The organism is Paenibacillus agricola, from assembly GCF_011440305.1.
Taxonomy (GTDB): domain Bacteria; phylum Bacillota; class Bacilli; order Paenibacillales; family NBRC-103111; genus Paenibacillus_S; species Paenibacillus_S agricola.
Genome location: NZ_JAAOIW010000001.1, coordinates 189,200 through 208,723 on the forward strand (window position 1 = coordinate 189,200; position 19,524 = coordinate 208,723).

General features: G+C 44.1%; 18 protein-coding genes. 1 reads left to right on the forward strand and 17 read right to left on the reverse strand.

What is annotated here, in order from left to right; translation table 11 throughout:
* Positions 1 to 15: 15 nt before the first annotated feature.
* From codY to sucC, 8 genes are all read right to left on the reverse strand, one after another.
* Positions 16 to 789: a GTP-sensing pleiotropic transcriptional regulator CodY gene (gene codY, locus G9U52_RS00935; RefSeq protein ID WP_166144815.1), complete on the reverse strand. Its 774-nt coding sequence runs from the start codon at positions 787 to 789 to the stop codon at positions 16 to 18.
* Positions 790 to 835: 46 nt separating this feature from the next.
* On the reverse strand, positions 836 to 2,230 hold the full coding sequence (hslU, locus tag G9U52_RS00940; RefSeq protein ID WP_166144818.1) for an ATP-dependent protease ATPase subunit HslU: 1,395 nt from the start codon (positions 2,228 to 2,230) through the stop codon (positions 836 to 838).
* A 16-nt stretch (positions 2,231 to 2,246) separates the two neighbouring features.
* The gene (hslV, locus tag G9U52_RS00945) at positions 2,247 to 2,792 is read right to left on the reverse strand and encodes an ATP-dependent protease subunit HslV (protein WP_166144821.1); all 546 of its coding nucleotides are present in this window, start codon (positions 2,790 to 2,792) and stop codon (positions 2,247 to 2,249) included.
* A 167-nt stretch (positions 2,793 to 2,959) separates the two neighbouring features.
* Positions 2,960 to 4,282: an FADH(2)-oxidizing methylenetetrahydrofolate--tRNA-(uracil(54)-C(5))-methyltransferase TrmFO gene (gene trmFO / locus G9U52_RS00950; protein ID WP_166144824.1), complete on the reverse strand. Its 1,323-nt coding sequence runs from the start codon at positions 4,280 to 4,282 to the stop codon at positions 2,960 to 2,962.
* Positions 4,283 to 4,361: 79 nt separating this feature from the next.
* Positions 4,362 to 6,449 carry a type I DNA topoisomerase gene (gene topA / locus G9U52_RS00955; RefSeq protein ID WP_166144827.1) on the reverse strand — a complete coding sequence of 696 codons (2,088 nt, stop codon included), beginning with the start codon at positions 6,447 to 6,449 and terminating at the stop codon, positions 4,362 to 4,364.
* Positions 6,450 to 6,484: 35 nt separating this feature from the next.
* Positions 6,485 to 7,588, reverse strand: coding sequence for a DNA-processing protein DprA (gene dprA / locus G9U52_RS00960; protein WP_166144830.1), 1,104 nt, complete (start codon positions 7,586 to 7,588; stop codon positions 6,485 to 6,487).
* 101 nt (positions 7,589 to 7,689) lie between these two features.
* A complete protein-coding gene (gene sucD / locus G9U52_RS00965) occupies positions 7,690 to 8,625 on the reverse strand; it encodes a succinate--CoA ligase subunit alpha (RefSeq protein ID WP_166144834.1) in 936 nt (311 codons plus the stop codon).
* A gap of 27 nt (positions 8,626 to 8,652) precedes the next feature.
* Positions 8,653 to 9,822 carry an ADP-forming succinate--CoA ligase subunit beta gene (sucC, locus tag G9U52_RS00970; RefSeq protein WP_166144837.1) on the reverse strand — a complete coding sequence of 390 codons (1,170 nt, stop codon included), beginning with the start codon at positions 9,820 to 9,822 and terminating at the stop codon, positions 8,653 to 8,655.
* Between the two features lie 467 nt (positions 9,823 to 10,289).
* Here sucC and G9U52_RS00975 point away from each other — a divergent pair, with 467 nt between their 5' ends.
* Positions 10,290 to 11,825, forward strand: a complete 1,536-nt coding sequence (locus G9U52_RS00975; RefSeq protein ID WP_166146606.1) for a YifB family Mg chelatase-like AAA ATPase — start codon at positions 10,290 to 10,292, stop codon at positions 11,823 to 11,825.
* Positions 11,826 to 12,391: 566 nt separating this feature from the next.
* Here the strand turns inward: G9U52_RS00975 and G9U52_RS00985 are convergent.
* The 9 genes from G9U52_RS00985 to rimM all read right to left on the reverse strand — a co-directional run bounded on the left by G9U52_RS00985 (position 12,392) and on the right by rimM (position 19,456).
* Positions 12,392 to 12,766: a YraN family protein gene (locus G9U52_RS00985; protein WP_166144843.1), complete on the reverse strand. Its 375-nt coding sequence runs from the start codon at positions 12,764 to 12,766 to the stop codon at positions 12,392 to 12,394.
* Complete coding sequence (locus G9U52_RS00990) at positions 12,759 to 13,079, reverse strand: EscU/YscU/HrcU family type III secretion system export apparatus switch protein (RefSeq protein ID WP_166144846.1); 321 nt, start codon at positions 13,077 to 13,079, stop codon at positions 12,759 to 12,761. Before G9U52_RS00990 ends, G9U52_RS00985 begins: the two co-directional genes overlap by 8 nt.
* Positions 13,076 to 15,265 (reverse strand): TP0910 N-terminal domain-containing protein, encoded by a 2,190-nt coding sequence (locus G9U52_RS00995; protein ID WP_166144849.1) that lies wholly within the window; start codon positions 15,263 to 15,265, stop codon positions 13,076 to 13,078. The genes G9U52_RS00990 and G9U52_RS00995 overlap by 4 nt, the downstream gene beginning before the upstream one ends.
* 89 nt (positions 15,266 to 15,354) lie before the next feature.
* Positions 15,355 to 16,002 carry a ribonuclease HII gene (gene rnhB, locus G9U52_RS01000; RefSeq protein WP_311764801.1) on the reverse strand — a complete coding sequence of 216 codons (648 nt, stop codon included), beginning with the start codon at positions 16,000 to 16,002 and terminating at the stop codon, positions 15,355 to 15,357.
* A gap of 84 nt (positions 16,003 to 16,086) precedes the next feature.
* On the reverse strand, positions 16,087 to 16,959 hold the full coding sequence (gene ylqF / locus G9U52_RS01005; RefSeq protein WP_166144855.1) for a ribosome biogenesis GTPase YlqF: 873 nt from the start codon (positions 16,957 to 16,959) through the stop codon (positions 16,087 to 16,089).
* Positions 16,960 to 16,996: 37 nt separating this feature from the next.
* Positions 16,997 to 17,569: a signal peptidase I gene (gene lepB, locus G9U52_RS01010; protein WP_166144858.1), complete on the reverse strand. Its 573-nt coding sequence runs from the start codon at positions 17,567 to 17,569 to the stop codon at positions 16,997 to 16,999.
* 123 nt (positions 17,570 to 17,692) lie between these two features.
* Entirely contained in the window at positions 17,693 to 18,037 is a 345-nt protein-coding gene (rplS, locus tag G9U52_RS01015) for a 50S ribosomal protein L19 (protein ID WP_166144861.1), read from the reverse strand.
* Positions 18,038 to 18,170: 133 nt separating this feature from the next.
* Positions 18,171 to 18,935 carry a tRNA (guanosine(37)-N1)-methyltransferase TrmD gene (gene trmD / locus G9U52_RS01020; RefSeq protein ID WP_166144864.1) on the reverse strand — a complete coding sequence of 255 codons (765 nt, stop codon included), beginning with the start codon at positions 18,933 to 18,935 and terminating at the stop codon, positions 18,171 to 18,173.
* A complete protein-coding gene (gene rimM / locus G9U52_RS01025) occupies positions 18,935 to 19,456 on the reverse strand; it encodes a ribosome maturation factor RimM (protein ID WP_166144867.1) in 522 nt (173 codons plus the stop codon). Before rimM ends, trmD begins: the two co-directional genes overlap by 1 nt.
* Positions 19,457 to 19,524 lie beyond the last annotated feature (68 nt).

The window sequence follows — 19,524 nt, forward strand, 5'->3', positions numbered from 1 at the left end:
AAAACCTGCAGTTTACTATAATTTCACACTATGGATGGCCGATACTAGCTGATCATTTAGCACACGGATATAGGTACCCTTCATTCCTAGCGACCTAGTTTCAATGACTCCTGCGCTTTCAAGTTTCCTCATCGCGTTGACAATAACCGACCTTGTAATTCCGACACGGTCCGCTATTTTACTTGCTACAAGCAATCCCTCTGAACCCTCTAGCTCTTCAAAGATATGCTCCACAGCCTCCAGCTCACTAAAGGACAAAGATCCAACAGCTACCTGTACAACTGCTTTACTGCGTGCCTCAACCTCGATCTGTTCTGCCTTTTCGTTCAATATTTCCATAGCTACAACAGTCGACCCATATTCAGCCAAAATAAGATCATCATCTATAAAAGCTCGATCTTTCCTGGTCAGAATTAACGTTCCCATTCGATCACCACCACCGATTACAGGCACGATCGTAATAAATATTTTTTCGGAGGGCACCGATTCAACAAATACATGATATTCACTATTTAGACCCATATTTGATGAAGTTTCGCTTATTTTAAGCAATAATTGGTTATATTCCTCAGGAAAACGGTTATCGTGAATAATCGTTTCAGGTAATAAGCCCTCTTGCCCAACCATATAAAAAGCTTGACCCAGCACTTTACCTTTACGGCTAACTACATAAATAGTAGCATGTAAAATATCGCTTAGCACGGTGGCCATATTCAAAAAGCTGACTGGATTTCCTGCTTCTTTTTGCAGTAATCTATTAAGTGTTCTTGTTTTTTCTAATAATGTCATAAAACTGCCTCCCAGTGCGACCAACGAATAATAGATGGAATCGTATTTATAAAATATACTGGCTTAAATCTCGGTTTTGAACAATGTCAGAAAGTTTCTCCCGAACATATTCAGGTGTTATTAAGATATGTTCTAGCGTGATATCTGGAGCCTCGAAGGATAAATCCTCCAGTAATTTTTCTAAGATCGTATGCAAACGCCTGGCTCCAATATTGTCCGTATTCTGGTTAACCTCTGCCGCAATCCGGGCAATCTCCTCTAATGCTTCATCGGAAAAATCAACATGAATCCCTTCAGTTTCCAATAGAGCGGTATATTGCTTGGTTAACGAGTATTGCGGCTCTTTCAAAATGAGTATAAAGTCCCGCTCTGTTAAACTGCTTAATTCAACCCGAATTGGAAAACGGCCCTGGAGCTCCGGGATCAAATCCGATGGTTTGGCAATATGGAAAGCTCCCGCGGCAATAAATAATATATAATCAGTCTGTACGGGTCCGTATTTAGTCATTACTGTTGAGCCTTCAACGATAGGCAAAATATCCCTTTGCACACCTTCTCTTGAAACATCGGGTCCACTGCCACGCCCAGAACTGCAAATCTTATCGATTTCATCGATAAAAATAATACCAAGTTGCTCCACCCTTAGAATCGCTTCTTGGATGACTTCATCCATTTCCAGCAGCTTTTGTGCTTCTTCTTGAATCAATACTTTGCGCGCCTCTTTAATAGGAAGTTTTCGTTTTTTCATTTTCTTAGGCATCAAACTTCCAAACATTTCTTGCATGTTCATACCCGATTGTTCATTGCCTTGCCCAGCCAACATATCAAGCATATTGGGTGCGTTATCTTCGACTTCGATTTCGATTGCCTGGTCTTCCAGCTCACCTTTAAGCAACTTCTCCTTGAGCTCTTTTCTTCGCGAAATGAGATGCTCATCGCTTTCTTGCTCTTGGGGTTCGGAGGATCCTGCATTCCCAAATAACATTTCCAATGGATTACGTTGTGATTTTTGCTTATAGGGGCTAGGAAGTAAGATCGAAATAATCCGATCATTGGCCATTTGTCCTGCCTTGTCCTTTAATTTCTCAGTTTGTTCTGCTTTCACAATACGAATGGAGGTTTCTACAAGATCTCTGACCATGGCTTCTACATCACGGCCAACATACCCAACCTCGGTAAATTTAGTCGCTTCTACTTTCACAAAAGGAGCATTAACTAATTTGGCAAGACGCCTGGCAATTTCCGTTTTTCCTACTCCGGTAGGACCTATCATCAATATATTTTTAGGTACAATTTCATCCCTAATCGATGCATCCAGCAGGCTTCTACGGTATCTGTTACGCAAAGCCACTGCGACCGATTTCTTGGCATTTTTTTGCCCGATAATATATTGATCCAATTTGGCGACTACTTCTCTAGGAGTCAAAGACGTATGCTTCAAGAGATTACCTCCTCATTCATTCGATTTCTTCAACAATGATATTATGGTTGGTAAACACACAAATTTCAGCTGCCATCGTTAATGACGCATGTGCAATTTCCTTAGCACTCATATGTGCTGCATAGCGGTGGAGTGCACGTCCTGCTGCCAGTGCAAAGCTGCCCCCGGAGCCTATAGCTAATATCCCATCATCAGGCTCAATGATTTCCCCATTACCAGATATGAGCAATACATAATTGACGTCCATAACAATCATCATCGCCTCCAGCCTGCGCAGCACGCGGTCAGAACGCCATTCCTTAGCTAATTCCACGGCAGCACGCTGCAAGTTCCCTTGATGCTCCTCCAGCTTCGCCTCGAACTTCTCAAAGAGCGTGATGGCGTCTGCTACGCTTCCTGCAAAGCCTGCAATGACTTTGCCGCGGTACAGCCTTCTTACTTTCTTAGCGTGGCCCTTCATGACCATACTGTTACCAAAGGTTACTTGCCCATCACCTGCAATTGCCCCTTTACCTTGATGCTTAATGGCAAAGATTGTTGTGGCATGAAAGCTTTGATCCATCTGTACCTACCTCCAAACCTAAACTTTAAAATATGACCAATCAACAGAAAAACCTCGATCGGGTCGCACTAGTTCAGGCAGCCGCGATGAGAGGTTCGTTTAATCCAAATCATATAATCCTACTTTTGAAGCCCAACGTTTATAGTATCACAGTAAAGCTTTTGCTTTCAAGTGAAATTGTATTCGTTTTGTGAAAAATTCTGAATTTTCTCAATAGCTCTTGCGGCAATTCTTTCATTCTTTTCTTTTTTGCTTTTAAATCGTTCCCCCAGAGGTGGCATGAGTCCGAAATTAGCGTTCATCGGTTGGAAATGCTTAAAATCAGCGGTTGTAATGTAATTAGCCATACTGCCCAATGTTGTGTCCAAGGGTAAAACTACACATTCCTTGCCTTGAGCAAACCTGGCTGCATTCATGCCAGCAATAAGTCCAGAAGCTGCCGATTCCACATAACCCTCAACACCCGTCATCTGCCCTGCGAAAAACAGGTTGTCACGCCTTACAAATTGGTAGGTCGGTTTAAGCAGCTTTGGTGAATTAATAAATGTATTGCGATGCATGACCCCGTAACGAACGAATTCTGCCTGTTCCAGTCCAGGAATCAAGGAAAACACTCTTTTTTGCTCCCCCCATTTTAAATGGGTTTGGAAGCCTACCATATTATAAAGCGTACCCGCCGCATTATCTTGACGCAGTTGGACAACAGCATAAGGTAATTCATTCGTATGAGGGTTTATAAGTCCAACTGGCTTCATCGGGCCAAATAAAGCTGTTTGCTTACCTCTTTGTGACATCACCTCGATCGGCATACAGCCTTCGAAGTAGATTTCCTTTTCGAAATCTTTAATGGGTGCTACTTCGGCACTAACTAATGCATCATGAAAAATATCAAACTCTGCTTCGCTCATTGGACAGTTAAGATAGGCGGCCTCACCTTTATCATACCTTGAGGCTAAGTAAACTTTACTCATATCGATAGAATCTTTCTCTATGATCGGAGCCGCTGCATCATAAAAGTACAGGTACTCCTCCCCCATCAGCTGTTGCAAATGGGCTGAAAGTGAAGGTGAAGTTAAAGGACCTGTTGCAACAACGACGATCCCTTCGGGCAGTACTTGCAATTCTTCATTACGCACCTCAATCAAGGGATGGCTGCGAAGCTGTGAGGTAACCTCTCCCGAAAAACCATCCCTGTCAACCGCCAGTGCTCCTCCCGCGGGAACCGCATGTTTATCGGCACAACGCAGAATGAGTGAATTCAGATGGCGCATCTCTTCTTTTAATACACCAACCGCATTAGCTAAACCGTTGGCACGAAGGGAGTTACTGCAAACCAGCTCGGCAAATTGATCCGTGATATGTGCAGGTGTTTTTTGCACTGGACGCATTTCATATAAGACAACAGGAACGCCTTGGCTGGCTATTTGCCATGCGGCTTCACTGCCTGCTAGGCCCGCCCCTATTACGGTAACAGTAGGTATTTCTGACACGTCTAACCCTCCTAAAATTTTTGCTTGCAAAACTTACTTCGTAAGCATTGGCTTTACAGTTTTCGTAGAAAACTCAACTCTATTCATCATTATCGGGAATTTCTTCTTTATAATCACATTGGACGCATTGATGAAATACGCCATTTTTATTTTTTTTCTCAATTAGCATAGAACTGCATTTTGGACAAGGCTGAGCTATCGGCTTATCCCAGGAAACAAATTCACATGCTGGGTATTGGTCGCAGCCATAAAAAATGCGCCCTTTTTTACTCCGCCGCTCAATGATATGTCCTTCTTTACATGTCGGGCAGGTAACACCTATATCTTTAACAATCGGCTTCGTATTTCGGCAATCTGGGAAACCCGAGCATGCAAGAAATTTGCCGTAACGTCCCATTTTATAAACAAGATGAAGGCCGCACTTTTCACAAATTTCTTCAGAAACCTCATCTTTGATTTCGATTTTTTCCATTTCAGCTTCAGCGAATATAAGTCGTTTTTCAAAAGATTCATAAAAGGAACTAAGTATTTTTACCCAGTTCTCCTTGCCTTCCTCAACACTATCCAATTCACCTTCCATATGGGCAGTAAACTCAATGTCAAGAATCTCTGGAAAATATTCAATCATTTGTTGGATGACCAGTTCACCCAGCTCGGTAGGGATAAACTTCTTCTCATCAATAGCAACATATCCACGCTTCTGGATCGTTTCAAGCGTAGGTGCGTAGGTACTTGGCCTACCAATTCCCATTTCCTCCAATGCCTTAACCAATCTCGCCTCGGTATAGCGTGGTGGAGGTTGAGTGAAATGCTGCTTCGGGTCAAGCTGGTTCTTTTTCACTTTATCTCCCTTTTTCATAGGGGGCAGCAGCTTGTCTTCATCCGTTGTACCGTCATCGTTTCCTTCAACATATACTTTCATAAAGCCTGGGAATTTCATTTTGGAACCGGCTGCACGAAATAGGGTATCCCCAGCTGTAATATCTACAGTCATGGTATCAAGAACAGCAGAAGACATTTGGCTAGCTACAAAACGTTCCCATACCAGCTTATATAAACGGTGCTGGTCACGGCTCAAATAGGCTTTTACTTGGTCAGGCTCACGCATAATAGAGCTTGGTCGGATGGCTTCATGCGCGTCTTGAGAATTAGCAGCCTTTTTCAAATAGACGCGGGGAGTTTCGGGATAAAAAGCATCGCCGTATTTTTGGACAATAAATTCTTTGGCTTCTTCTTGGGCGATTGGCGAAATTCTGGTGGAGTCGGTACGCATATAAGTGATTAAACCTACAGTGCCTTCACTTCCTAGCTCAATGCCTTCATATAATTGTTGGGCAACCGACATCGTTTTGGAAGCACGGAAATTCAGCTTCCGAGCAGCCTCCTGCTGCAACGAACTCGTAATAAAGGGTGGCGATGGATTGCGCTGGCGTTCTTTTTCTTTCACATCATGGATTACATATTTTGCTTTTTCCAAGCCCTTTAAAATCTCATTGACTTCCTGCTCATTCGTCAGCTCTTTTTTCTCACCATTGATACTGTGAAATTTGGCTTCGAACTCTGTTGTTCCAGCTAACAGCTTAGCTGTTATGGACCAGTATTCTTCAGGCACAAAAGCTTTTACATCATTCTCCCGATCATAAACCAATTTCAAGGCAACAGATTGTACTCGCCCTGCTGAGAGTCCTTTTTTCACTTTTTTCCAAAGCAATGGACTGATTTTATAGCCTACAAGCCGATCTAGAATACGTCGAGCCTGTTGGGCATTGACCAAATCAATATCGATTTTTCGTGGAGTTTTAAAAGCATCCTTAACCGCCTGCTTCGTAATTTCATTAAATACAACACGGCACTCTTCGGATTCGTCCAGCTCCAGATAGTGGGCCAAATGCCATGCAATCGCTTCCCCTTCACGATCCGGGTCAGCTGCGAGATAAACTTTTTTCACTTTTTTGCGTGCATCTTTTAGCTCTTTGAGAATGGAGCCTTTACCGCGGATTGTGATGTATTTAGGTTCAAAATTATTATTTATTTCAACACCAATTTGGCTTTTTGGGAGATCACGAATATGGCCCATGGATGCTTTTACAATAAATTTGCTTCCTAAGTACTTGCCAATCGTTTTTGCTTTTGCGGGTGACTCCACAATGACTAATGCATCTGCCATAAGCGTCCTTCCCCCCTTAGTTGTGATATGTATCTCTAACAAATAGCGTAAATTGAACCCGGTAATTGGTTCACGCGCTTAGTCATTAGTAAATTTAACAGAACTGAGTGCAAATGTCCAAAGGTAAATTGGCTGCGAGACAGCAATTCATCTATGGTCAAAGGCTGATTCTGCAATAGTTCGATAAGGATTCGCTCGTCTGCTGTTAGTTCTTGACCCTGTTCTTTCCTATGGTTACTAGATGTCCTAGAGGGTGAAGATATCCGATGGCTGTACTCTTCCAGTATATCCTCAACACAGCTAATCAGCTTCGCTCCTTGCTTGATAAGGGCAATAGTCCCTTGGCTTTTGGGTGAAGATAAGGGGCCTGGGATCGCAAATATATCGCGGGATTCATCCAAAGCTTGGTCAGCTGTAATTAACGATCCGCTTTGAAGCGCAGCTTCGACCACAACTACACCTAGGCTTAATCCAGCAATAATACGGTTGCGCTGTGGGAATAATCCAGGATGAGGCTTGGTGTTTAGCGGGTACTCACTTAGTAGTAACCCGTTAAGTGCTATTAATTGGTATAACCATTTATTCTCAGATGGATACATAAAGCCAATGCTGCTGCCCAGCACGGCGATCGTGCTCCCCACTCCTCGAAGAGCACCTTCATGCGCAGAAGCGTCGATTCCTTTAGCCAGCCCGCTAATTACGCACATTCCATTGGCTGAAAGCTCTTCAGAAAATTGCTCTGCCATCTTCCGTCCATAGATCGTTGGATTTCGCGTCCCAACCACTGCCATACAAGGGGAATGCAAAAGCTCGGAACGGCCTTGGCAGTAAAGCACCCAAGGCGGTTCTGCTGTTTGTTTAAGTAAAGCCGGGTAGTCTCCATCAAAAATCGTAACCATCTTTATTTCCTTTAGATGGTATTTCTCCAGTGTGGCCTTCACATATTGTTCATCCATTTGCTTAAAGGCTTGCACAACTGCCTCCGCTCTTGATCCCGTAAGACCAAGCTGCTGCCAATCTCGAGCACTGAGCCCAGCCGCCTCTGCCAGTATATAAAATCGATTAATGATGATTAAAAGTGTTTTCCAGCCTACGTTTTCTGCTTGATGCAGCATAATCAATACCGTTCTATTATCCATATTAGTATATATCACTCCTTTTGTGAGAACAACTTTCTAAACGATGGTAAACAAAAAAGCCTCCCACTCCCATTAAGGAGTAGAAGGCTGCTTGCCTATAATTATAAAGATTTAGTTGTGCATTTCTCCAACAAGCCTTTTTCTTCTAGAACACTTACTAAGGTAGAGCCCATTTCAGAAGGTGTTGGGGCTACTTTCATTCCACAACGTTCCATGGTTGCTACTTTCTCGGCTGCTGTACCTTTACCACCAGAAATAATCGCTCCTGCATGGCCCATTCTTTTTCCTGGAGGCGCTGTTTGCCCGCCGATGAAACCAACTACCGGCTTCGTCATATTAGCAGCAATCCATTCGGCTGCTTCTTCTTCAGCTGTTCCGCCAATTTCGCCAATCATGATAACGGCATAAGTATCCGGATCATCATTAAACAATCGAAGAATGTCGATAAATTCGGAGCCTTTAACTGGATCTCCACCAATACCAACCGCTGAGGACTGCCCAATACCGCGTGTTGTCAACTGATGCACCGCTTCATAAGTTAATGTTCCACTTCTTGAAACAACACCTACATGTCCAGGTGTATGGATGTATCCAGGCATAATCCCAATTTTACATTCACCGGGAGTGATAACGCCAGGGCAGTTAGGACCGATTAAACGTGTCTTTTTGCCTTCAAGATAACGGGACACTTTAACCATATCCAGTACCGGAATGCCTTCTGTGATACAAATGACCAATTCCAATTCAGCATCGATTGCTTCAAGGATCGCATCGGCCGCGAAAGCTGGTGGAACATAAATCACGGATACGGTAGCGCCTGTTGCTTTTTGCGCTTCGATAACTGTATTAAACACTGGAAGAGAAACAGAGGTTCCATTTTCCAATTCAATATCAATTTTCGTTCCGCCTTTGCCTGGTGTTACACCGCCAACCATTTGCGTGCCGTATTCAAGACCGCCTTTAGTATGGAACATACCCACGGAACCAGTGATCCCTTGTGTAATGACTTTTGTATCTTTATGGACTAAAATACTCATTTGGTATAGGTCACATCCCTTGATTTATTAAGATATCTTAGATACCAGAGCCACGATTTTTTGGGCTCCATCTGCCATAGAATCGGCTGTTACGATATTCAAGCCAGATTCGTTTAATAATTTTTTGCCCAATTCTACGTTTGTACCTTCCAAACGTACAACAAGTGGACGCGTTAAGCCTAATTGCTTAGCCGCTTCTACTACACCATTAGCGATAATATCACATTTCATGATGCCACCAAAAATGTTGACGAATATGCCTTTTACCGCTTCATCGGATAAAATAATTTTGAAGGCCTCCGTTACTTTCTCCGTTGTAGCACCGCCCCCTACGTCCAGGAAGTTGGCGGGGTTTCCACCGTAATACTTGATGATATCCATTGTCGCCATGGCAAGCCCTGCTCCATTAACCATGCAGCCGATATTGCCTTCAAGTGCGATATAGCTCAAGTCATATTTGGAAGCTTGAATTTCTTTATCATCTTCTTCTTCAAGGTCACGAAGCTCCATAATGTCTTTATGGCGGTACAAAGCGTTCGCATCAAAATTCATTTTGGCATCCAATGCCATAACGTCGCCGCTGCCAGTTACAACCAAAGGGTTGATTTCGGCAATTGAGCAATCTTTTTCTACAAAAGCTGTGTACAAGGAAACCATAAATTTAACAGCCTTGTTTACCAATTCGTTCGGGATTTTGATCGCATAGGCCAATTTGCGCGCTTGGAAAGCCTGCAAACCGATAGCTGGATCGATCACTTCTTTAAAGATTTTTTCTGGAGAATGCTCAGCAACTTCTTCAATTTCGGTGCCGCCTTCTTCAGAGGCCATCATAACAACACGACCCGTTTCGCGATCTACTACCAGGCCGATATAATATTCCTTTTTAATGTCACAGCCTTGCTCGATTAACAGACGTTTCACTTCTTTACCTTCAGGACCAGTCTGGTGCGTGACAAGAACCTTGCCTAAAATTTGCTCGGCGTATGTACGAACCTCGTCTAAGCTCTTGGCTACCTTAACGCCGCCTGCTTTACCGCGTCCACCCGCATGAATTTGCGCTTTAACTACAACGATTGGAGTTCCTAGCTGTTTAGCCGCTTCTACAGCTTCATCAACTGTAAACGCAACCTTCCCGTCAGGAACGGCAACCCCATACTGCTTCAGCAATTGTTTGCCTTGGTACTCATGGATATTCATTTAGCAAAATCCTCCTATCAGTAATAGCTTGCTACTTTCTATATAAACAAGAACTGCAGCGTATGTGCAAGTCCCTCACCAAACGAACAAACATATTCGCTGTGATGCACATGAAATCCTGCTGAGACTAAGGGCTCAACAAAACCTTAACCATTATACCACTTTTCTTGGACAGTTTCCTCATTTTTTCGACGAAAGCTGTCATTTTTCAATTAAACTTTTTTATACCAATACAATATTTATGTTTTCAGTAAAGCAAATTCTTGTAGATCTCTGCAATATAATGCAGAAACTACAGCTTTTAGCATTCCCCTAGATACATTGAAACATTAGGAATCCAGATGAATTTTGCAGATATAAGTAATTGCCAATAAAAGGATTTATGATACAATAATAGCAAATCAATTGGACGATAAGGAAGCACCTTTTGCCCTGATGGAATGAATGAGGGAGAAGGTGTGTTTTTGATGTATGGAAAAGTTATGAGTGCCTGCTTGCAGGGGGTAGACGGTAAGCTTGTGGAGGTCGAGGTGGATCTCAGCAATGGCTTGCCTCAAATGCATATTGTTGGTTTACCCGATAGCGCGGTGAAAGAGTCTATGGAACGTGTGCGTGCTGCCATAAAAAATTGTGGCTATACCTTTCCATTGAAGCGTATCACGATTAATTTGGCTCCTGCTGATGTACGCAAGGAGGGCTCGTCCTTCGATTTGGCGATTGCCTTAGGCATTTTATTTACAAGCGGCCAAATCATGCTGGATAACCCGGAGCAAACGATTATATTAGGTGAGCTTGCCTTAGACGGTGCCGTACGTGCGGTTCCTGGTGTACTTTCCATGATAGCTACAGCCAAAGAAAATGGCATTAGGCGGGTTATTTTACCCCATCAAAATATACAAGAAGCCATTTTAATCCCGAATCTTGATGTTGGCTCACTTTCCCACATGAATGAACTGGAAAATGGGTCTGGCTCTTTATTTAGCAAAGCTAATGAATCACTCCAACCTTTAAACGCTGATAACGTTCACCCTTCCTTGGTGATAGAAGACTATTCCGATGTGTACGGTCAATCGCAAGCTAAGAGGGCTCTGATGATCAGCGCGGCAGGGATGCATAATATTATTTTACTTGGTCCGCCCGGAACTGGAAAAACAATGCTCGTCAAACGACTGCCCTCCATCTTACCCAAGATGTCAGACCAAGAAGCATTGGATGTGACGAAAATATATAGCGCCTCCGGAAAATTCACCGATCGCAGTGGTTTAATCCGGGAGCGTCCATTTCGGATGCCCCACCATTCTATCTCCGCAGCAGGCCTTATTGGCGGGGGCTCCATTCCTAAGCCGGGTGAAATCAGCCTGGCCCATCGCGGGGTGCTGTTTCTCGACGAGCTGCCAGAGTTTTCACGGGCTGTCCTCGAAGTACTGCGCCAACCCCTGGAAGAGCGTTATGTCACCATTGGTAGAGCTCGTGCCACTTACCGTTTCCCCTCCTACGTAATATTGGCAGCCTCAATGAACCCCTGCCCTTGTGGCTTTTATGGGGCGGAAACTTCTACCCATGCCTGTACCTGCAGCCCACAAAAGATAGAAAATTACCGTTCCAAAATATCAGGTCCCTTGCTCGATAGAATCGATCTACAAATTGAGGTGCCGCGGATCGAATATAACCAGCTTACCGAAAGCCTCCCACAGCTCTCCTCACAAACCATGAAGGAACAGGTGGATCTTGCACGATCCATCCAATTGCAAAGGTATAAGCACTCGGATCTTACATTCAATAGTGAGTTACAAGGCAAATTGCTGCGCAAGTATTGCCGATTACAGCCAGATGCCGAGCAGTTGCTGCACAAATCCTTTGAAGTGTTTGGTTTAAGTGTCCGAGCCTACGATCGCATTCTCAAAATCGCGCGAACCATCGCAGACTTGGACGATAGTGTGGATGTTGCTATCCCTCATTTGGCTGAAGCCTTACAATATCGTTGCCTAGACAAAAAAACTTAAACACATCCATCATCTTGCGTTTGTCAAATAAAGTGTCAATTTTATTGGGATTTACATTGAATAAGTTGCAAAAAATGTCGAATTTAATGCAAAAATTCCCGTTACCCGGTATTTTTCCCGGGTATTTATTTATGTAAGCGATATAAAGTAAAATATTTATCAAATCTTGGTGCTAAATACCCAAAATGTGTGTAAATTAACTGCATTTTTCGTCGAAATATAGTACAATAGGTTCATCCACTACTAAGGAGGGATTGTATGATATTAGGTTTATGGAATGTGCTGGGTTTACTACTGCTTATTGCAACTATTTACTTATCTATAAAAACAGTCTTTGGAAAGGATCACAACTATGAGTAGATATGCCTACAGCGAGCTTAGAAAAATAAGTAACGAGGATGAACGAATGCGATTATTAATGGAAGAAATAAATAGAATGATGAAAGCCAAGAAAAAGCTGACTTTTATCCAAAAGTTAATTAGCAAAAGACCGACAACCAAGCCAAGGGCATGGTAACTGTCGGTCTTTGTCACACAAAAAAAAGATGGAATAGATACAGCATTAATTAAAAAGCATTGGGTATGTGGTCTATAGATATTCGAGTGCCGTCTTTTGTAGCTAGTACGGAGATCACATCAAAACGGACTTGCATATCCTGCTTACGATGCTTAAGAGTGTAGTACTGGGCTGTTTCCCTGACTTTTTGCTGCTTTCTTAAATCCACAGATTCCTCAGCCGTTCCAAAATTTAAGCTTCCACTTCGGGTTCTTACCTCAATAATGATTAAAAGCCCCTCATATTCGGCTACTATATCAATTTCTCCTGTACGGCAACGCCAATTCCGCTCCATAATACGGTATTCCTGCTGCTGCAAATAATCAAAAGCGAACCCTTCTCCAATAGCTCCGAGCTGTTTGCGTGTCAAAGTCGGTTTATTCATGAGATTTCGCCTTTATTTGTTTAGCCCTTCCATCCGACCTATAAATGAAGCTCAATATTTCGGCAACCAGCTTATAAAGTTCAGGAGGAATTTCTTGGTCTAATTCCAGCTTAGAGAGCACCTCCACAAGCGAAGAATCCTCTTGGACAGGCACACCATTTTCTTTGGCTTTTCTTAGGATCACCTCAGCCATATAGCCTTTTCCTTTGGCTACAAGCACTGGAGCGCTTTTTTGACCAGGCGCATATTTTAAAGCAATTGCCTTTTTCATAGAATTAGGAGTCACATTTGAATTAGGATTTTTTGATTTCATACGCGAAGATCCATCCCTTTGTAAGGCTTGCTTCCATACATACTTTGCATTTGGTTAGCTGCCTGACTAGCGTCTTGTTTATGGCCTCCAGACGCAGACTCTTCCGTTGGCTGTCCTTTTTCCGGATATGGGCTGCATTTTAACGATATAAATTGATAGCCAACCGCCGATAAGCCAGCAGCAATTTCCTCGCGATGTGATTCCAATAGGTGCTCAATAAACGGTTGGTCATTTAACACACGCAGGCTAACAATCCGGTCGACAACTTGCACATCGACCATCGTGTTACCTAATGCTTTCATGCTTAAATCAAATACGAGACGGCAATTTTTAGCGTCAATTTCACCTCGTTCTCCTTTTCGAGACTGGATGTGGATAGCTGCTGTTTGTTCGCCATTAGCATTGATGATCGGGATAAACATCGTAATATTCGTAAACATGGAGGTTCGGTCAATATTAAGCAGTAATTGTTGTCCAGTTATTTGTTGGATGGCTTGTTGTGCTGTTTCCTTCAGTCCAGCTGGCGTATCATCGGATTGTATCAGCATTAGCAATGCGCCTTTCAACGTATCAACGGATTTCATCTGCTCTTGCAAGGTAGAATTGGGTGCCAATGTATCTTGGTTTAACAGCAAGCCCCTCGGCTGGAGCTGCCCATCCATGACGATTTTTTCCGGAAGCTTAAAAATCGTATTCTCATGCTCGATGCCTACCGCTTTAATCAGCTTGGAAATCCAATGCTCCTCTTCACTAGGAGCACTGTTCACCAGCGCCACAGGAGAAGCTTCCTTGGTTGAAGTTGTATTCGTAGCAGCATCCGTCCGAATTACGGCGTCTGAGGCTTGTTTGCCCAAAACTGCCGAATCGGCTGTAGGTTTATTTGTACTATTGCTCGCAGCCACATGGTTGGCCCCTTGTGACAAGCCGCTGTTGCTCACAGCTGCTGCCAGTGGATTGGCAGCAGTTGGCTGTTGCTGTGCCTGGGTAGCGGTTAACATGCTGCCTGCTGTAGCTGTCGGGCTATTAGCAGACGCCAATGGCGATGAAGCTTGTGACGGTTGTGGCGACGCTTGCCCTGGACCTGGCTTGCTGAGCTGAGCCGAAGCTGAATCCGCAATGGCCGCGTTGGCCGCGTTAGCCAGAGCGCCAGAAGCTTGCAGCGTATTGGCAGTACCAGCGCCAGCTATCGCGCTTGTTGCTAGAGCGCTAGACAGCAAGGGAGCTGCGGCAGGAGCAGTAGTAGGTGTTGAGGCTGCCGGATTGCCGTTAACCACCGTCTCTCGGCTTGACGTGAGCTGTTGCTGCTCCGTGTTCGGTTGAAGCAGGTTACCTGGGCTGCCAGGATTCATTGTAACGGCCATATTAGCCCCAGGTCGGTTATCTACCGTTACTGCTTTCCCGTTAACCGCTACTGCTTGTGAAGCTGTCCCTTGGCCTACAGCCGCTTTGGTTACCGTCAACAGATTATTGATTTCTCCCTCAGAAAGCTGGCTGGAGGCCAGCGGGACGAGGCTGGCCGAAGCCTCTCTTACTAGAGCAACTACACTTTTAAATGTATCCATTGCCGATTTGGTCGTCGAGGATAAAGACGATTGTTCGGACAATAGCTTCGTCATCTGCACATCCAAATCCTGCAGGGTTTGATGGAAAGGGGGACCGTTAATGGCTTGCCTAAGCGCTGAAACTGTTTCAGTCGTGAGCGGGATTCCTTTCTGAAAGGCAACTACAGCCGAAGAAAGCCAATCTCCCTGTGAAACGGAAGCTGGAATTTGCGCTTGCACCTGGGCAAATGCTTGCAGATTTTCCTTCGTTAAGGCCACTCCCGATTGATGCAGAGTTTGAACTAATAACCGATTAGACGAAGTATCTGGCAATCCAACATTTTTCAATACATCAGCCAAAGAGCTATCGGCAATTTGTACACCAGAGGCTCCTAACGGCTTCAAGACTACTTGTCCAGAATTATTATCCGGCTGCACTTGCAAAAGGGTAACCTCGCCTTGCTTTAACGGCGTCTCCAGCTTAGCCCGCACTTGGATTCCGCCTATATTTACAACAGCCTCGTTCTCTGGAAGAAGCTGGACTACCATTCCTTTAACGACCTCTCCCGTCTTGAGCTCCAAGGTTTTGGGCTCGGACGCCTGTGCATCACCCATAACACTTCTGATTAATCCACTTATATTCAAGGATGGGTACCTCCTAACAGGTCTCTTTCTGGACTATGTATAACCTATATCGGCATAAACACCAGCATAATTCACTTCTTGCCTCATATTTAAAACAATTGCTGCTGCTCGGCTTCAAGCAGGATTTTTTTCAGAAACGACGGGCGGTGCATGCTTGTCGCCCCAAGTTCCACGATCCGTTCCCGATGTAGCTTGGTGGCATACCCTTTATGGAGGGCGATCCCATATTCAGGATATTCCAGATCCCATTGCAGGCACATCCGGTCACGGGTGACCTTGGCAATAATGGAAGCTGCTGCAATGGATTGGCTTACCGCATCCCCATGGATAATTGCCAATTGGGCCCAATCTCCACTGACCCTTTCCGCATCCACCAATAAATAATCGGGTACGGGTTTGAGCTGCTCAACGGCGAGCTTCATAGCCAGCCGCGAGGCTTGTTTGATATTGATTTTCTCAATCATCGCTACATCTACTATGCCTATCCCGATTGCTAAGGCTTCTTTCTGAATAATTTCATATTGGAGTTCACGCTTTTTGGGCGTTAGCTTTTTCGAATCATTAACTTCTTCCAGAACAAGACCACGGGGCAAAATGACCGCAGCAGCTACCACATCCCCGAATAAGCAGCCTCTCCCCACTTCATCTACACCTGCTAACCATTGATAATCTTGCTCCCATAAAGAACGTTCGTATTCTAGCATGTTCCGCTTATCTTCCCCTCTTAGCTGACTGATTGGGTTTATTATACTAGATATTGCACTTAACGGGAACGAAAAAAAGCCACCTCTAAGTGTGGCTTCATTATGGTACCTATCCTATTAACGCAGATCATCTGGTGATTCAAGGCTGATTCTGCCCATCTTGCCCGCACGTGCTTCTCTGATGATCGTTAATGAAGCTTTTTCCAAATCAACACGTCCGCCACTTAGCAGAGCGCCCCGCTTGCGGCCAATCTCTTCCATAATGGCTATAACGGCATCGGTATCCTTCATATCCTCAGGCAGCTTTTCAATACCATATCGTTCCTGTAGCGAAGAACCATAGTGGCTGGCTAAATAACGAACCAAGAACAAAGCGATATCCGAAATATGTAGCAGTTCTTCTTTAATAGCTCCTGTAGCCGCAAGGCGCATACCTACCTGCTGGTCTTCAAACTTCGGCCATAAAATGCCGGGTGTATCCAGCAATTCCATCTCCGAGCCTACTTTAATCCATTGCTGGCCCTTCGTAACCCCAGGCTTATCCCCTGTTAATGCTATTTTCCGCCCAGCCATCTTGTTAATTAATGTCGATTTCCCGACATTGGGAATCCCGACAATAAGCGCTCTTACCGCTCGGGGATTAATCCCTTTACGAATTTGTGTGGCAATCTTAGCAGCAAACAGCTCCCTGCAGCGGGATGCAATATCTTTAAGTTGATTTCCATTTGTCGAGTCCACAGGCAGCGCCTGGAGCCCTCTATCCGCAAAATAAGCGACCCACTTGGCCGTTACGGCCGGATCCGCCAAATCATGCTTATTCAAAAGCACTAGCCGCGGCTTGCTTTGCAAGATTTCATCAATCATTGGGTTTCTACTAGATAACGGAATACGTGCATCCAGCAATTCAATCACGACATCTATCAACTTTAGTTTAGCCTGAATTTCACGCCGGGCTCTTGTCATGTGACCTGGAAACCATTGAATCGTCATACGGTCACCTCAGTTTCTTTTCGAACATTATTATTTATTAAAAGTGAACCAGGCTTATCCTATTAAAAGGCCAAAATATTAAATCAGCCCGTCCCACAACCTGATCGTATTTAACAAATCCAATTTGGCGGCTATCTGCACTGTTGGAGCGATTGTCTCCCATTACAAATATGGTTCCTTCAGCCACTGTTTTTTCGGAGAAATTTCTTGTATTGTAGGGTACCCCAGTCCTTGCGGCTTCATCCAATACGTTTTTTAAATAGGGCTCGTCCAACACTTGATTATTGACATAAACCTTATCGCCTTCTACCCGAATCGTTTCCCCTGGAAGAGCAATAACGCGCTTGATATAATCTTTATCCTCGGTAGCATGGAATACAATAACTTCGCCACGTTCAGGTTTTCTGATGGAATAAATAATTTTGCTAACAATTAGTCGTTCACTCGTAAAGAAATTCGGCTCCATGGAAGGCCCTTCCACAATAAAGGGAGCAAAAATAAACCAACGAATAACAAAGACTAGAGCCGCAGCGATCAGCAGCGCTTTTGCCCATTCCCAAGCTTCTTTCTTGAGTGGACTTGATTTTTCTATGGTGTTTTCCTGCTCCATTCTAGACCTACCCTTCCCGATCGATGGTTATAAAATGTGTCCAGCAGTGCTGAACACATAAATTCTGATCTTTTAAGAAAAACGAAAAGGAGCTTGGTGAACAAGCCCCTGATTGTTTTCGTCTTATCGAATCTCTTGAATTCTAGCTGCTTTACCACGAAGACCACGCAAGTAGTACAATTTCGCGCGGCGAACTTTACCACGACGAGCTACTTCAAGCTTGTCAATCTTCGGGGAATTGATAGGGAACGTTCTTTCAACGCCAACACCGTAAGAAATTTTTCTAACGGTAAATGTTTCGCTGATTCCACCACCATGGCGTTTGATAACAACACCTTCAAATAGCTGAATCCGTTCGCGAGTACCCTCAATAACTTTAACATGAATCTTCACTGTATCGCCTGGACGAAACTTAGGCAAATCTTGGCGAATTTGATCCTTTGTAATCTCTTGAATTAAATTACTCATAATTTACTTCCTCCTTCCACACAGGTGTTCATTCCGCCTCTGAAGTTGATACCTAGTTAGCTGCGCGTAGAGGACCACCGTAATGAGGCAAAATTGCCACAACGTTGTATATATTACCATACTTTACGCCCAATTACAACATATTATCTGCCGCCTGCTTCTTCTGCTCCAAATCGGCTAACCAAAGCTGCTCCTTCGGAGTCAAGGAAGCATCTTTTAGGAGCTCTGGACGTTTGCTCCAAGTCCGCAGCAGTGACTGCTGCCTGCGCCATATCGCAATATTCGCATGATGGCCCGAAACGAGAATATCCGGTACCTGCCAATCCCGGAACTGCACGGGCCTCGTGTAATGCGGGTATTCCAAGAGTCCCGTGCTGAAGGAATCTTCAGAGGCTGAGGACTCATTGCCTAATACACCAGGCAAGAGTCTTACTACGCTGTCGATTACAGCCATTGCAGGCAGCTCTCCGCCCGTTAACACATAGTCGCCTATAGAGATCTCATCCGTCACCAAATGCTCGCGTATGCGCTCGTCATAGCCTTCATAATGACCGCATATAAAAATCAAATGCTGCTCTTTGGCCAATTCTTCGGCTTTTCTCTGGGTATAAGGCTCGCCTTGAGGGCACATCAATATAATCCGCGGCTGACTCTCACCTTCAAGCTGAAGATCAACTAAGGATTCCACAGCGGAGAAAATGGGCTCTGCTTTCAACACCATACCGCCACCGCCGCCATAGGGGTAATCATCAACTGTGTTATGCTTATTGTTGGAAAATTCGCGAAAATCGATGGTATTCAGCTCAACCAAACCTTTATCACGGGCTTTGCCCAAAATGCTTGCTGAAAATACACCTTCAAACATCGGAGGAAATAAGGTAAGCACATCAATTTTCATTAATCCAACAAACCTTCCATTAAATGTACCTTGACCAGCTTCTTGTCCACATCTACTTCCAAAATAACATCGTCAATATATGGAAGCAGCACCTGTTTGCCCGTTGGCCGATCAACTACCCATACATCATTGGCTCCTGGAGATAAAATTTCACTAATGGTTCCGATTTCTTCACCTTCATCACTAACGACCTGACAGCCAATAATTTCGTGGTAGTAAAATTCGTCGTCCGGTAACTCAAGCATATATTGCTCTTCTACCTTCAGCAGCCAGCCTTTATATTTCTCAACATCATTAATATGGTGGAAGCCTTTAAATTTAACGATAAACATTTTTTTATGCTCACGGGCTACTTCAATCGTAACGGGAAACTTCGTATTTTGCTTAGGATCCACAAATACCAATTGGCTTCCTTTAGCAAACCGTTCTTCGGCAAAATCAGTTTCCGGAAAAATCCGCAATTCCCCTAAAAGGCCATGTGTATTCACAATCTTGCCTACGGTATACAATTTATCGTTCATAGGTCCCCCCCAGAGATAATAGTACGCACCTAAAAGAGTACAGTATCTGTTATAGAAAAAAGAGTTAG

Excerpts from the sequence above, each read along its gene's own strand:
- rplS (WP_166144861.1), bottom strand. The coding sequence starts at position 18,037 with ATGAGTAATTTAATTCAAGAGATTACAAAGGATCAAATTCGCCAAGAT.
- lepB (WP_166144858.1), bottom strand. The coding sequence starts at position 17,569 with ATGGAGCAGGAAAACACCATAGAAAAATCAAGTCCACTCAAGAAAGAA.
- G9U52_RS00990 (WP_166144846.1), bottom strand. The coding sequence starts at position 13,079 with ATGAAATCAAAAAATCCTAATTCAAATGTGACTCCTAATTCTATGAAA.
- trmD (WP_166144864.1), bottom strand. The coding sequence starts at position 18,935 with ATGAAAATTGATGTGCTTACCTTATTTCCTCCGATGTTTGAAGGTGTA.
- G9U52_RS00985 (WP_166144843.1), bottom strand. The coding sequence starts at position 12,766 with ATGAATAAACCGACTTTGACACGCAAACAGCTCGGAGCTATTGGAGAA.
- sucC (WP_166144837.1), bottom strand. The coding sequence starts at position 9,822 with ATGAATATCCATGAGTACCAAGGCAAACAATTGCTGAAGCAGTATGGG.
- topA (WP_166144827.1), bottom strand. The coding sequence starts at position 6,449 with ATGGCAGATGCATTAGTCATTGTGGAGTCACCCGCAAAAGCAAAAACG.
- rimM (WP_166144867.1), bottom strand. The coding sequence starts at position 19,456 with ATGAACGATAAATTGTATACCGTAGGCAAGATTGTGAATACACATGGC.
- sucD (WP_166144834.1), bottom strand. The coding sequence starts at position 8,625 with ATGAGTATTTTAGTCCATAAAGATACAAAAGTCATTACACAAGGGATC.
- hslV (WP_166144821.1), bottom strand. The coding sequence starts at position 2,792 with ATGGATCAAAGCTTTCATGCCACAACAATCTTTGCCATTAAGCATCAA.
- G9U52_RS00975 (WP_166146606.1), top strand. The coding sequence starts at position 10,290 with ATGTATGGAAAAGTTATGAGTGCCTGCTTGCAGGGGGTAGACGGTAAG.
- codY (WP_166144815.1), bottom strand. The coding sequence starts at position 789 with ATGACATTATTAGAAAAAACAAGAACACTTAATAGATTACTGCAAAAA.
- ylqF (WP_166144855.1), bottom strand. The coding sequence starts at position 16,959 with ATGACGATTCAATGGTTTCCAGGTCACATGACAAGAGCCCGGCGTGAA.
- dprA (WP_166144830.1), bottom strand. The coding sequence starts at position 7,588 with ATGGATAATAGAACGGTATTGATTATGCTGCATCAAGCAGAAAACGTA.